Origin of the sequence: Mesorhizobium sp. (assembly GCF_005063415.1) — a bacterium.
In the GTDB taxonomy this organism is placed as follows: Bacteria; Pseudomonadota; Alphaproteobacteria; order Rhizobiales; family Rhizobiaceae; genus Mesorhizobium.
In genome coordinates this window covers 1-13,147 of record NZ_SUEG01000140.1, presented here as the reverse complement: position 1 = coordinate 13,147, position 13,147 = coordinate 1, and the positions used below count along the sequence as shown (strand labels likewise).

14 protein-coding genes, 1 tRNA gene and 2 pseudogenes are annotated in these 13,147 nt (G+C 62.3%); 10 read left to right on the top strand and 7 right to left on the bottom strand.

Annotated features, from left to right (window positions below; all coding sequences use genetic code 11):
• The 3 genes from E5W70_RS25960 to E5W70_RS25950 all read left to right on the top strand — a co-directional run.
• On the top strand, positions 1 to 457 hold a 457-nt coding region (locus tag E5W70_RS25960; RefSeq protein WP_292663854.1), incomplete at its 5' end, for a glutamate-cysteine ligase family protein.
• 102 nt (positions 458 to 559) lie between these two features.
• Complete coding sequence (locus tag E5W70_RS25955; protein WP_292663852.1) at positions 560 to 1,522, top strand: DUF937 domain-containing protein; 963 nt, start codon at positions 560 to 562, stop codon at positions 1,520 to 1,522.
• A 262-nt stretch (positions 1,523 to 1,784) separates the two neighbouring features.
• Positions 1,785 to 2,009 (top strand): type II toxin-antitoxin system HicB family antitoxin, encoded by a 225-nt coding sequence (locus tag E5W70_RS25950; RefSeq protein WP_292663850.1) that lies wholly within the window; start codon positions 1,785 to 1,787, stop codon positions 2,007 to 2,009.
• Positions 2,010 to 2,153: 144 nt separating this feature from the next.
• Here the strand turns inward: E5W70_RS25950 and E5W70_RS25945 are convergent, their stop codons facing one another.
• Positions 2,154 to 2,444, bottom strand: a complete 291-nt coding sequence (locus E5W70_RS25945; RefSeq protein WP_292663848.1) for a DUF1127 domain-containing protein — start codon at positions 2,442 to 2,444, stop codon at positions 2,154 to 2,156.
• Positions 2,445 to 2,622: 178 nt separating this feature from the next.
• Here E5W70_RS25945 and E5W70_RS25940 point away from each other — a divergent pair, with 178 nt between their 5' ends.
• From E5W70_RS25940 to E5W70_RS25925, 5 genes and pseudogenes are all read left to right on the top strand, one after another.
• Positions 2,623 to 3,579, top strand: a complete 957-nt coding sequence (locus tag E5W70_RS25940) for a LysR substrate-binding domain-containing protein (protein WP_023716458.1) — start codon at positions 2,623 to 2,625, stop codon at positions 3,577 to 3,579.
• A gap of 70 nt (positions 3,580 to 3,649) precedes the next feature.
• Entirely contained in the window at positions 3,650 to 5,215 is a 1,566-nt protein-coding gene (xseA, locus tag E5W70_RS25935; protein WP_292663845.1) for an exodeoxyribonuclease VII large subunit, read from the top strand.
• 7 nt (positions 5,216 to 5,222) lie between these two features.
• The gene (locus E5W70_RS25930) at positions 5,223 to 6,359 is read left to right on the top strand and encodes a P1 family peptidase (protein ID WP_292663843.1); all 1,137 of its coding nucleotides are present in this window, start codon (positions 5,223 to 5,225) and stop codon (positions 6,357 to 6,359) included.
• Positions 6,360 to 6,429: 70 nt separating this feature from the next.
• Positions 6,430 to 6,486: pseudogene (locus E5W70_RS33205) on the top strand (hypothetical protein); the annotation flags it as partial.
• Between the two features lie 9 nt (positions 6,487 to 6,495).
• On the top strand, positions 6,496 to 6,978 hold the full coding sequence (locus E5W70_RS25925) for an ankyrin repeat domain-containing protein (protein WP_292663841.1): 483 nt from the start codon (positions 6,496 to 6,498) through the stop codon (positions 6,976 to 6,978).
• Between the two features lie 114 nt (positions 6,979 to 7,092).
• Here the strand turns inward: E5W70_RS25925 and E5W70_RS25920 are convergent, their stop codons facing one another.
• The 4 genes from E5W70_RS25920 to E5W70_RS25905 form a co-directional block, all read right to left on the bottom strand.
• The gene (locus tag E5W70_RS25920) at positions 7,093 to 7,347 is read right to left on the bottom strand and encodes a hypothetical protein (RefSeq protein WP_292663839.1); all 255 of its coding nucleotides are present in this window, start codon (positions 7,345 to 7,347) and stop codon (positions 7,093 to 7,095) included.
• 576 nt (positions 7,348 to 7,923) lie between these two features.
• Positions 7,924 to 8,208 (bottom strand): Atu4866 domain-containing protein, encoded by a 285-nt coding sequence (locus E5W70_RS25915; protein WP_292663856.1) that lies wholly within the window; start codon positions 8,206 to 8,208, stop codon positions 7,924 to 7,926.
• A gap of 59 nt (positions 8,209 to 8,267) precedes the next feature.
• Positions 8,268 to 8,996 (bottom strand): SDR family oxidoreductase, encoded by a 729-nt coding sequence (locus E5W70_RS25910; protein ID WP_292663836.1) that lies wholly within the window; start codon positions 8,994 to 8,996, stop codon positions 8,268 to 8,270.
• A 90-nt stretch (positions 8,997 to 9,086) separates the two neighbouring features.
• Positions 9,087 to 9,839, bottom strand: a complete 753-nt coding sequence (locus E5W70_RS25905) for an SDR family oxidoreductase (protein WP_292663834.1) — start codon at positions 9,837 to 9,839, stop codon at positions 9,087 to 9,089.
• 137 nt (positions 9,840 to 9,976) lie between these two features.
• Here E5W70_RS25905 and E5W70_RS25900 point away from each other — a divergent pair, with 137 nt between their 5' ends.
• Positions 9,977 to 10,900, top strand: coding sequence for a LysR family transcriptional regulator (locus E5W70_RS25900; protein WP_292663832.1), 924 nt, complete (start codon positions 9,977 to 9,979; stop codon positions 10,898 to 10,900).
• Positions 10,901 to 10,945: 45 nt separating this feature from the next.
• On the opposite strand, the gene E5W70_RS25895 is transcribed toward E5W70_RS25900, so the two are convergent.
• Positions 10,946 to 11,022: transfer RNA gene (locus E5W70_RS25895), tRNA-His, on the bottom strand.
• A 345-nt stretch (positions 11,023 to 11,367) separates the two neighbouring features.
• Complete coding sequence (locus E5W70_RS25890) at positions 11,368 to 11,826, bottom strand: phasin (protein WP_292663830.1); 459 nt, start codon at positions 11,824 to 11,826, stop codon at positions 11,368 to 11,370.
• A gap of 251 nt (positions 11,827 to 12,077) precedes the next feature.
• Here E5W70_RS25890 and E5W70_RS25885 point away from each other — a divergent pair.
• Positions 12,078 to 13,147: pseudogene (locus E5W70_RS25885) on the top strand (PAS domain-containing sensor histidine kinase); the annotation flags it as partial.

The following is a 13,147-nucleotide window of genomic DNA, read 5'->3' as shown; positions in this document are numbered from 1 at the left end:
CCATCTGTCGACGCTGTTCCCGGACGTGCGGCTGAAGCGCTTTCTCGAAATGCGCGGCGCCGATGGCGGGCCGTGGCGGCGCATCTGCGCGCTGCCCGCCTTCTGGGTCGGGCTGCTCTACGATGCGGCGGCGCTTGACGCCGCCGAGGCGCTGACCTCGAGCTGGAGCTACGACGAAGTGCTGGCAATGCGCAACGCGGTGCCGGAACAGGGCATTTCGGCGCCCTTCCGCAACACGACGTTGCGCGAGATCGCCCGCGACGTGCTCGTCATCTCGCGCATGGGACTGAAGAACCGCGGCCGCAAGAACCGCGACGGCTATGACGAGACCTCGTTCCTCAACACGCTGGACGAGGTCGTCGCGCGCGGCACGACCAGCGCCGAAGAGATGCTCTCGGCCTACCACACACGCTGGGGCGGCTCGATCGAGCCGGTGTTCATGGAATACGCGTATTAACGCTTCGCTATCCGCTTGGCCGATGGTCCGGCAAATTTGCTTCAATCGGTGATGGAAACGAACTAGGCTTCTCCAACGAGGATTTTCCCGGAGGAGAAAACAATGCCTTCCTTGTTCGATATTCTGGCGCAGTCCCAGAACGGCAACGGTATGCAGGCGCTGGCCCAGCAGTTCGGGCTGTCGCAGCAGCAGACGCAGGCGGCGGTCGCGGCGCTGCTGCCGGCCTTTTCGCAGGGGCTGAAGCGCAACACGGCGGACCCTTATGGACTCGGCTCCTTCATGACGGCGATGGCCAGCGGCCAGCATGCCAAATATTTCGAGGATGCAAGCCGGGCCTTCTCGCCGCAGGGCCTCGATGAGGGCAACGGCATTCTCGGCCATTTGTTCGGCTCGAAGGACCTGTCGCGGGCCGTCGCCAGCCAGGCCGCGCAAGCGAGCGGTATCAGCCAGCAGGTGTTGCAGCAAATGCTGCCGGCAATCGCCTCGATGATGATGGGCGGGCTGTTCAAGCAGACCACCAACCAGCTAGGCGGGCAGATGCATGCGGCAGGCGGCGGCGGCAATCCGCTCGGCGAACTCATCGAGCAGATGATGCGGCAGGCTGGCGGCGGCAGCCAGGCGCCGGCCCCTCAGCCTGCAGGCCCAGCGGACAATCCGCTCGGCAAGGTCCTGCAGGATATGTTCGGCGGCGCACAGCAGCCGCAACAGACGCAGAGCCCTTACGGCGACAACCCGCTGGGCAAGGTGTTGCAGGACATGTTCGGCGGCGGGCAGCAGCCGCAAAGCCAGCCTCGGCAGACACAGAACCCTTACGGTGACAATCCGCTCGGCAAGGTGCTGCAGGACATGTTCGGCGGCGGCGCGCAACAGCCGCAGCAGCCGCGTCAGGCGCCCCAGCAACCCCAGGCGCCGCAGCCGCAGGTCAATCCGAGCGGCAGGCCGAGAAATCCGTTCGACGACCTGTTCGGCAAGATGTTCGAGACGGGCGCCCAGCAGCGCGACGACTACCAGAAAGGCATGGAGTCGATCTTCGACCAGTTCAAGCAGGGCATGGGCCGGCGGTGATGTTGCAAGCGTCCGACTCGGCATCCTATGGGTAAAAGACTCGAACACATGCGCCGCAACCCTCGCGGCGATTGGTCAATCGCAGATGTAAGGGCAGTTTGTGACGAGGCAGGCGTCCAATGCATCCCGCCAAGATCCGGCGGATCGCATTACAAGGTCTATCATTCGGCAATGACCGACATTTTGACCGTGCCTTTCAAACGTCCCATCAAAGCCGTATATATTCGGAAACTCGTGGCATTCATCGACGAGGCAAAGAGACATGACGGGCAGACTTGAATATCCGATCGTCATCGCGCCGCTTTCTGCAGAAGACGGAGGTGGATTTTCGGCCTTGGTACCCGATCTGCCGGGCTGTATGAGCGATGGGGATACTCCTGAAGAGGCCATCGCGAACGTCCAGGACGCCATAGCATCCTGGATAGAAGCTGCACACGAACTTGGCAGATCCATACCGAGGCCATCGCGAAATCTGGCCTTCGCCTGATTTTAAAAAGAAAGCCCGGTCCTGGGAGGACCGGGCAGCGCGCAGGCTGGCCGGGGGGATCCGGCAGGGAGTGGGGAGCCTGCGTAACTTGGTGGCGTCGTGCCTCAAAAAGGTTCAACGCGCCTGAACCGCAAAACCACGTGATCAGACCACCTTGCGGGCAATATCCTCGATCGTTTCGGCGCGCTCGATGGCTATGACGCGAAGCCGTTCGGTCGGATCGCGGCCAAAGGGTACACCGACAGCGACATGCAGGTCGGCGCGGGTCAGGCCGATGTCGGCGAGCTCGGCATCCGACATCTCGCCGAGGCGATAAAAGGCGCGGCGGTTTTTCCAGGCGCGGTAAACATTGGCAGCGGCATTGGCCACGCGCGTCGCAACGGCCGGACGCGAAGTGATGCGCGAGGTCTCGGTAGCGAAATCAAACGTAGCCATGTCGGTCTCCTTCACATTCGAACGGGCGAAACCGGTCGCTCGGGCGCTGGCGACAGCGGCCGTTCCGGCTTCGATTCACATGCCTTCATGTGGACAATGCGAATTTGCCACGGCGCGATTGATTAATCCAACGAATGTTTCTAATCTTTAGCATCAGCATCAATGATGGATTAGGCCGATGAAAGCGCCGCTCGATCTCGATCAGTTGCAGACCTTCATCTCGATTGTCGACACCGGCAGCTTTACCCGCGCGGCGGAAGCGGTGCATCGGACCCAGTCTGCGGTGTCGATGCAGATGCGGCGGCTGGAGGAACGGATCGGCAAGCCGCTGTTCGAAAAAGACGGTCGCACCAACAGGCTGACCGAGGAAGGCGACAGACTGCTCTCCTACGCAAGGCGGCTGCTCTATCTCAACAAGGAAACACTGGCCGCCTTCGACGACCGCCGGCTCGAAGGCACCATCCGCATCGGCACGCCGGACGATTATGCCGATCGCTTCCTGCCAGAGATCATGGCGCGGTTTGCGCGTTCCAACCCGCATGTCGAACTGACCGTTATCTGCGAACCGACGCCGGGACTGGTCGAACACATCAAGCGCGGCAATCTCGACCTGGCGCTGGTGACGCACAACGACGCGCGCGGCCAGTCGGAAGTGGTGCGGCGCGAACCGCTGCTGTGGGTCACCTCGGCCAACCATGCGACGCATGAACAACCGATCCTGCCGATGGCCTTCGGCCGGCCGAACTGCATCTGGCGGCGGGCCGCCGCCGACGTGCTCGACCAGCAGAACCGCGACTACCGCATCCTGTTCACCAGCTTCTCGGCTACCGTCATCGCCGCCGCGGTGCTTTCCGGCCTGGCGATCTCGGTGCTGCCGGAATGCGCGCTGCGGCCCGGCATGCGGGTGCTGGGCGAGGCCGACGGTTTCGGCGCCCTGCCCGATTGCCGCATCGGCATCATGCGCGGTCAGACCTCGCGGCCGGAGATCGTCGACGCGCTCGCGCGCCACATTTCGGAGAGCCTCGACAATATTTCGGTGCCACTCGGCGAGGAGACAGGCACGTTCGATTTCGCCGCCCTCGCCTTCGCGAAGATGAAGCGGACCAAGCCGAACCAGATCCTGCCGGGCTGGTGATCGCGCGATTGGGGCGGACATCGAACACGGCCGCCTTGACGCCGGCCAGCAATCGTCCCCCAATCGGCCGATGAGCGACGCAGCATCCGAATCACGCACCAACGCTACCGAATATACGGTGAGCGAGATTTCCGGCGCGCTGAAGCGTACGGTCGAGGACGTCTTCGGCAATGTACGGGTGCGCGGCGAGATTTCCGGCTATCGCGGACCGCATTCGTCCGGCCATGCCTATTTCTGCCTGAAGGACGACCGCGCGCGGCTCGACGCCGTGGTGTGGAAGACCACGATGAGCCGGCTGAAATTCCGTCCAGAGGAAGGCATGGAGGTGATCGCCACCGGCCGGCTCACCACCTATCCCGGAAAATCCAATTACCAGATCGTTATCGACAATCTCGAGCCGGCCGGTGCCGGTGCGCTGATGGCGCTGCTGGAAGAGCGCAAGCGCCGGCTGCAGGCTGAAGGCCTGTTCGATGCGGCGCGCAAACGCCGGCTGCCGTTCATGCCGTGCGTCATCGGCGTGGTCACCTCGCCGACAGGCGCCGTCATCCGCGACATCATCCACCGCATCAAGGACCGCTTTCCGCTGCACGTGCTGGTCTGGCCGGTGCGGGTGCAGGGCGAGACGGCGGGTGCGGAAGTGACCGCTGCCGTCAACGGCTTCAACGCACTGCCATGGGACGGCGCCATCGCGCGGCCCGACCTGTTGATCGTGGCGCGCGGCGGCGGGAGCCTGGAGGATCTGTGGGGCTTCAACGACGAAGCGCTCGCCCGGGCCGTCGCCGCTTCGGGCATTCCGGTGATTTCCGCCGTCGGCCACGAGACCGACTGGACGCTGGTCGATCTGGCGGCGGATATGCGGGCGCCGACGCCGACAGGAGCCGCCGAGATCGCCGTGCCGGTCAAGGTCGACCTCGAAGCGACGCTTGCCGGCCTTGGCGCGCGGTTGAAGACCGCACTGTCACGCAATTTCGAACGCAAGCGGCAGGCGGCGCGCGCGGCCGCCCGGGCGCTGCCCTCGCCCGACCAGTTGCTGGCGCTGCCGCGGCGGCGCTTCGACGAGGCGACGAGCCGGCTTGGCCGGGCGCTGTCGGTCAGCGTCGAGCGCAAGCGGGGCAGGCTTCTGGGTCAGCGGCTGACACCGGCCACCTTGTCGCGGCGCATGAACGAAGCGCGCACACTGACCCGCCGCGACCTCGCCCGTGCGCAAGCGGCGTTCTTTGCCATCGTGCGCGAGCGTCGGGCGCGGTTTTCACGCACGGCGACCAGACTGTCACCGGCGCCGATCGCAAGACGGCAGAAACTGCAAGGCGATGCCCTGCTGGCCCTAACGCGACGGCAGGACCACGCGATTTCGAGACGACTGGACCGTCTGCGTGGAAAGCTGACGCAGGCCGACCGGCTACTGGCGACGCTCTCGCACAAGGCCGTGCTGGCGCGAGGCTTTGCGCTGGTCAAGGATGCGGACGGCGCGGTGGTCAAGCATGCGGCGGAAGTTGTGTCGGGAATGGCGCTTTCGCTGGAGTTCGCCGACGGCACCGCGGATGCCGTCGCCATCAGTGGCACGGCGCGGCCGAAGACGGTTGCCAAGCCCGCGGCCAAGCTCAAGGCGCCTGGCGGCCAAGGTTCGCTGTTCTGAGGAAGAAATGACCGACCCGCATCTTGCGACGCCCTCGGGCAAACTGCGCGCCCGCGCCTTCGCGATCCCATTCGATGGCACGCCAGGCCGCTTCAACGCCATCACCGATGTGCCCGGCGTGACGGTCGGCTATACGACGCTGATCTCGGGAGACGGGCCGCTCGTCGTCGGCAAGGGTCCGGTACGCACCGGCGTGACCGCGATTCTGCCACGGCCCAGAGGCGAGCTGGCCATCCCTGCATTCGCAGGGATGTTCAGCGCCAATGGCAATGGCGAACTGACCGGCTCGCATCTGATAGAGGAGCTCGGAGCGTTCAATCTTCCCATCACCATCACCAACACGCATTCGTGCGGCGTCGGCCGCGACGCAACCTTGCGCTGGATGCAGCAGTTGCTGCCGCAAGCGCTCGACAGCGCCTGGGCGCTGCCGGTGGCGGGTGAGACTTACGACGGCTTCCTCAACGATATCAATGGCCATCATGTGAGCTTCGAGCACGTGTTTTCCGCGCTCGAGACGGCTGAAACCGGGCCGATCGAAGAGGGCAGCGTCGGCGGCGGCACCGGCATGATCACCTTCGGCTTCAAGGCAGGGTCCGGCACATCCTCGCGCAGCGTCGACTGGAACGGAGCGCGCTTCACGATCGGCTGCTTCGTCCAGTCGAATTTCGGTGCACGGCGAAACCTCGTGATCCGTGGCATCAGCGCTGGAGCAGAACTCGCCGAACCGGCGATCCGGGACAACACGCCGCGAGCGGAAAAGAGCTCGATCATCGCGATCATCGCCACAGATGCGCCATTCATGCCGCACCAGTTGAAACGGCTGGCGAAACGCGTGCCGCTCGGCGTCGCGCTAACCGGCGGCTATGGATACAATTCATCCGGCGATATTTTTCTGGCCTTCAGCACGGCCAATGCCGATGCGGCGCGCGGCGAGGCCGGCAAACTGGTCAGCGCCGGCTATATACCGGATGCCGACATCAACCCGTTCTTCGACGCCGTCGTTCAGAGCGTGGAGGAAGCAATCCTCAACGCCCTGGTCGCCAATGAAGACATGACCGGGCGCGACGGCAATTTCGTGCCGGCGTTGCCGAAAGCATGGCTTGAAGGCAGATTCGGGGTGGATCACACTGCAGATCTTGGTTGAGACTTCGCGGTCTTCGCCATCTTCGGCCCGGAATGGCCCTGAAGCCGCGAAGGATTAACCCAAGCAGTTCAACGACCGAATAAACGACCCCAACAAATATCAATTGGAAGATTCATCGCCCAATCGGAGCCATAGTATGAGCAACCCAGATGGTCCCGCACGCGTGCACAAGGCGGTGATGAGACATAGCTCGCCTGAAGTCATCCAGGCCATCTCAGAGGGGAAAGATGTCGATGCGTTAGATCGCCAAGGCCGGACGCCGTTGTTTTATGCGTCAAAAGATGGCGAGACCGCAATTGTCGCTGCACTGATCGAGCGTGGAGCGAATGTGAATGTGCAGGACAAGAATCTGGAAACACCGCTGCACTTTGCCGCTCGCGAATATCGGCTCGAGGTGGCGGAACTTCTAGTCAAGGGCGGCGCAGATGTTTCTTCCCAAGACATTCATGGGAACACGCCCCTGTGGCGTGCCGTGTTTGAATCACGGGGCCGTGGCGAGTTGATCAAGCTCCTTCTCTCAGCTGGCTCAGATAAGACACTGAAAAACAAGCTTGGCTGTTCGCCGCAAGACCTTGCAAAGACCATTGGAAATTACGACATTAACGCGTTCCTGGGCTGAAAACCCACTAGCTTCACTCAGCAAGCAGTTGATGGTGTATGCTGTGCTTCAAATAGCTGGCGCCAGGAACTTCGATCTCGACAAGCCACTGTCGCATACTGTTCCTAAGCATAATTACTCGGCAGGCTTGTTCGAATTCCGCTCGTCTTGCTCGGCCTCGGCCGCCTCTTCGAGCCTCGAAGCAATGAGCTCCTGAATGTCGCCGACCTCTTCCTGAATATCCTCCAGGGGTATGCCGGCTTCGGCGGCCTTGGCCGCACATTCCCTGGCGAGGGTCTCGGCCTGCTTCTCGATCCTGGCTGGCGAGGGCTGGCAGTGGACTTTTTCGCCAATCCACCCGCGCAGGAACTCGATCGCGTGTTCACTCATACTGCTGTTTCCCTAGCGGCTATGCCGGTTGGTAATCATAAACGTCGGCATCTTCGAAAAGATGCGTGCTGCCATTCGAGCCGAGTCGGCTTCGCCCGGCAAGCCGAACTTGTCCGAGGTCCACAGAGCTGAAGGGAATGGAGGGTTCAAGGAGCACGTTCTAGTTCTTGAGGACTGATTCTCTCGACGAAACTCGTTCGACCCGCGCTATTGTTTCTATTTGCTTTTTTTCGGTTTTCAAGCCGTTTTAGATCACAATAAATGTCACAATAGCTAGCACATTTACCGCGCTCTCGCTGGCACCACGTAAAAGGCGAGCCGTCAAAGCCGCCGCTATATAGTGACAACCATTTGCAATGTCGACTCTGCTCGCGATCCTGCTTCTTTCCGCCGCGCTTGCCGGGAGATATGTGGTGTGACGGTATCGCCGATGCAACGCTGAGCGCCTCGGGCGAGGCGTGCAGTATTTTCCGCAGGCAATCTGATGGCATTCGAGGAAATGGGCGGCGATAACTGGATCGAAATGCCGTCAGCCACCATCGTTGGTTCTGAAAATCCCTGTCTCGACCCGGCTCTCTACCGCTGGCGATAAAGGATCATGCCGGCATGATAGAGGACGCCTTCGACGAACTCACCATCCGCGGTGAAGCCCGTATCGTCCCAGTATTCTATGTGGTTGCCCTGCACTTCATAGCGTCCCCGGTAGGCGCTCTCGCGGTCACCGCGCGCTTCGTCATAACGGCCGTTCGGCAGGAGTTCGTGCCTGATATGGCGATCCTCGGTGACCCACATTCCGACGTAGGGATGATCTTGGTGCGTCATTGGTTCCTCCGCAAGGATTGGAGTTGAAGGAAGGGTCAGGCCGGTTGGAGCTACAGCAACGGCAATACCCGTAAGCACTGCGGCCAAAGTGGATCGCCTCAATGCGCCGCCTTCGTCGGACGCACGACGATCTCGTTGACGTCGACATCGTCGGGCTGTTCGATTGCGTAGCGCACGGCCCTGGCGATGGCATCGGGTTGCAGGGCAATAGCACGCCAGGTTTTCATGGCGGCGGCAGCGGCTTCGTCGGAGATCGTGTTCGCCAGCTCGCTTTCCACCACGCCAGGATGAATGCAGGTTATGCGGATATCGTCACTCTCCTGGCGGAGCCCATCGGAAATCGCGCGGACAGCGTATTTCGTTGCGCAATAAACGGCAGCCGTGGGCGAGACGGCCAGCGCGCCGATGGAACCGATATTGATGATATGCCCGGAACCACGTGCCGTCATCTCAGGCAGGACCGCAGCGAAGCCGTACAGAACACCCTTGATGTTGACGTCCACCATCAGCTCCCAGTCGTCGACCTTCATGGCTGCCATGGCCGACAGCGGCATGACGCCCGCATTGTTGACGATGACATCGACCTGGCCCCATTCGGCCCGGGCGGCATCGGCGAATGCTGCGACATCCTCCCTCCTGGTGACGTCGAGCGCTCGCACGCGAACCATTCCGCCAGCCGCCTCGATCTCGGCCGCAAGCGCTTCAAGGCGGTCGGTGCGGCGTGCGCCGAGCATCAGCTTCGCACCTGCCGCGCCAAGCTCGCGGGCAATGCCAGCGCCGATGCCGCTGGAGGCACCGGTGATCAGAACAACTTTGTTCATGGTCATCGAGATGATCCTTTTGGTCTGTGATTATTTTCAGGATGTGAAGGGATGGCGTGCGGGTGAGCTCCCGCGGTGCGTCCGCATTATTTGGGGTCACTGGGCGGTGTAGCCGCCATCGACCAGAAGCAGGGCCCCGGTGATGAAACTCGACGCCGGCGAGGCTAGGAAGGCGATGGCCTCCGCAACTTCTTGCGGCTGGCCGATCCGGCCGATTGGATGCGCGCCGCCGAAGCTGCGCAGCATCTCCCGGCCATTCTCCACCACGCCTTCCATGATGTCAGTTTCGATCACGCCAGGCGCAACGGCGTTGCAGCGAATGCCCATGCGCCCGTATTCGATCGCGATCACCTTGGTCAGCTGTGCGACAGCCGCCTTGGAGGACGCATAGGCGGCCTGCGTCTCGAAGGCCGCGACGGCCGAGATCGACGAGACATTGACGATCGCGCCGCCACCGCCGGCAGCCATCAGTTCTATCGCTGCCCGGGCGGTGACAAAGCTGCCTCGGGCATTGATCTGCAGAATTCGGTCATAGTCGTCGACCGAGGTCTCAGTCAGACGCTTGTTGAGCGTGCGACCGGCATTGTTCACGATGATGTCCAGTCGTCCGAAGCGCTTCGCGGCGAGTTCGACCGAGCGTCTGGCCAGATCCTCGTCGGCGACATCGCCGACCAAGGTCGCCACATCCTCGGCTTCCAATTCGCGTACGCTGTCGCTGAGATCGGTTGCCACGATCCGGGCGCCCCGCGCACGCAGCAGTTCCGCTGCGCAGCGACCGATGCCGCGTGCCGCGCCCGTCACAAGGGCAATCTTTCCATTCAGATTCCAGGAGGAAGGGAGTGATGTCATGGGATATCTCCTTTGTCGGCCGGCTTCGGCTTGGATCGGGAGGATCAAGCCTTCTTGCCGTTGCGACAGAGATAGAGCCATGGCATTGTCGCGATAACCCGCCCGCTGTTAACCTCCATGGTAAGTATGGCTAACCAATGGACATCGATCTCAATGCAATTGCCGTCTTCGTCGCCGTGGCCGAGGAACGCAATTTTCGCGCTGCGGCAGACCGGCTGGGCGTGACGCGCTCAGCGGTCAGCCAGAGCATCCTTAGGCTTGAACAGCGCCTTGGCATCGCATTGCTGCAGCGCACGACACGCAGCGTTAACCTGACCGAAGCGGGCGAGCGCCTGCTGGCGAGCGTCGCACCGGCGATCGCCGATGTGAACGCGGCAGTCGAAGCCACCACGGAATTTCTGGACAGCCCGCGCGGCCGCCTGCGGATCGCGGTTTCGTCGATCGCAGAGGCCTTTCTGTCAGGACCGTTGCTGGCGTCCTTTGCAGAAAGGGTTCCCGAGGTGCATCTGGATATTGTCGTCACCGACGAGGAATTCGACATCGTTGCCGAAGGCTATGATGCGGGAGTGAGGCTCGGCGAAGTGATCGAGCAGGATATGATTGCAGTGCCGGTATCGGGCGATCAGCGACAGATGGCCGTCTGCGCCCCGCGCTATCTCGAAAAGTTCGGAGCACCCGCCCATCCGCGCGAGCTTGTGGCTCATCGCTGTATCGGCTGGCGGCCGGCGCCGGGAGTTTCGCCCTATCGGTGGGAGTTTGGCGAGGACGGGCGCGAGTTCGACGTGGCGGTTGCGCCCGAGATCACCACCAACGACATGTGGCTGATGATCCGGCTGGCCGTTGCAGGCGCCGGGATCACGTTCGGCATGGCGGACACATTCCGCCCCTGGATCGACCGCGGCGAGCTCGTGCCAATCCTCGACGGCTATTTCCCGCCGTTTGCGGGGTTCTATCTCTATTTCCCCAGCCGACGGAATATCGCGCCGAAGCTGAGAGCCCTCGTGGATCACCTGCGCGGCGTGCGTCAGGCGGGATCGCAGGTGACCTCGCCAGGGTCGTAAAGATCGCTTGGCGCTATTGGTCAGAAACCTGGCTGAAAAGCTGAATGGTACCGTTGGCTGGGATCGAACCAGCGACCTCCGGATCCACAATCCGGCGCTCTAACCATCTGAGCTACAACGGCACGTTTGCCCGAGCGAGATCCAGACGGAACGTTCATTCTCCGGACCCGCTCTGTCGTTCGGCGATGCGTCCATACGGGCTATCGGAGTTTAATTCAAGGCTTTTGCCAAAGCAAAAGATCGCTCCGGCATCGCGTCATTTTTCGCCGGACAAAGAAAAAGGCCGGCGGGAGGAGGTGCCGGCCTTTTCCTGTTACGAGCCAGCGGGAGGAGGTGCTGGCTGGTTATCCCGGTGAGCAGAGGGAGGAGGTTCCACCCGCCGGGTATTCACTTAAACCACTATATCGCACATCTATTTGTCTGACGAAATGCGACCTTTTGATGCATCGTCACACTGTGTCCAAATATTAGGCGATCTTGATTTCTTTCATGGCCTTCTCGAAGGCGGTCTTGATCGGCTTGGATACGTCTTCGGCCGCCTTGGCAGCAACCGCCTGGAAGTCCTTGGCCTGTTCGACGGTCATTTCAACACGCTTGCGCAGGAAAGCGGTCTGCAACTCGACGACTTCCGACAGCGACTTGGCGCCGATCAGGGCTTCGAAATGCGAGAAGCCGGCTTCGGCATTGGCGCGCAGGGCGGCGATGGTCTTGAGCGACAGGTCGCTGGAAACGATCTTGGCGGTCTCATAGGTCGACTCCAGAGCCTTCTGGGTCTCCTCGGCGCCGGTCTTCAGCTTGGCATAGGCCTCTTTCGACTGCTCGACGCCTTTTTCGGCGAAGGCGCGAATCTGGTCGGTGGCCTTGGAAGCGTCGAAGCTCGGGAATTCAACGTTTTCGATCGTGTCAGCGGTCTTGGTCCTGGACATTTTCCATCCTTTTCAGCGGCAGCGGCTTTGACGGAAAGCCGTCTCGTTCATGTATCGTGGCAATATAAAGGCAAATTTTGTGCGTTGCAACATGTTTGTTGCATCGCACCATAAATTATTTGTTCGTGGCGTTAACCACGCGCCTAGAGATTCCGTTGGTTGCACGCTATGACTTGTGGACCTTCGCGCCGTCGGCTTTTATTAACAAAGCGTTAACCGCAAATTGCCGCTCTGTGAGGGTCGCCAAGCGCATGCCGGCTGAAAACTACTCCTTCCTCGATGTCGCCGTGCTCGACGCGGTCCGCCTGCGCTTCGCCGCAGGCGACGCGATCGCCATTCTGTCGGCAGATCTCGAGCAGGTGATCTGGGCCAACGGCCCCGGCGCAGCGGTATTCGGCTATCCCGATATCGGCGCGATCATCGGCGCCGCGGCAGGATTGCCGCTGATCGCCAGGCGCCAGATCATGGCGACAAGCGGTTTTCCGCGGATCGGCCGCGACCGTGCCATCACGGTCCGGCTGGCGACCGGCCTGACCAGCCGCGCCGTCGGCTTCCTGGCCAGCGCGGTGACCATGCCCGATGGCGAGGAAGCAATCATGCTGGCGCTGCCGGCGGCGCAGACCGGCTCGCGCAGCGCGGCCGAGATCGCCGATCGCGCCATCGGTGGCTTTACGGAAGACGGCCACTACATCGCCTTTGTCGACGCCAAGGGCAATATCGACGCCGCATCGGACGGTTTTTCGGCGCTCGGCATCCGGCCTGAGACGCTGGCCGCGCTTGTCGCCGACGTCGCGAACGAGAGCGACCGCATCGTCAAGCGCCTGGTTCCGGGTGGATCCAGCTCCTATCCGGCGGGCCTTGCCCGGCTGACGGACGAGCGGCACCTGCTGGTGGTGATCGACGAGGACCGGCTTGCCGGCGAGGCCCCTGTGGGCGAGCGCGCCGGCGGGGAAACCGAGGCAGCAGCGGCGCCGAGCGGTGGCGATCTTCCCCAGCCAACGGATCAGGACAACGAGCAGCCAATCGCCGGCACCGGCTCGGCGGAGATCGACCTTGCAGCGATGGAAGGCAGTTCCGCATCGGCGGAGCACGAGCCTGCCGACGCGGCTGACGATCAGCACGCGCCTGGCGAAGCGCCGGCGCAGCATGACCATTGGTACTTCAATGCCGGCGACGACGCGCAGGTCCCGCCCGGGGCAGCTGCGTCCGGCAAAGTCGAGACCAGCCCGGACGCTACGCAGGCCGGCGCGGATGCTTCGCCGGAAGGCGCCGCAAAAGTCACCAAAGCCGCCTCCCCGTCCGAACGCCGCGCTTCGGCGAT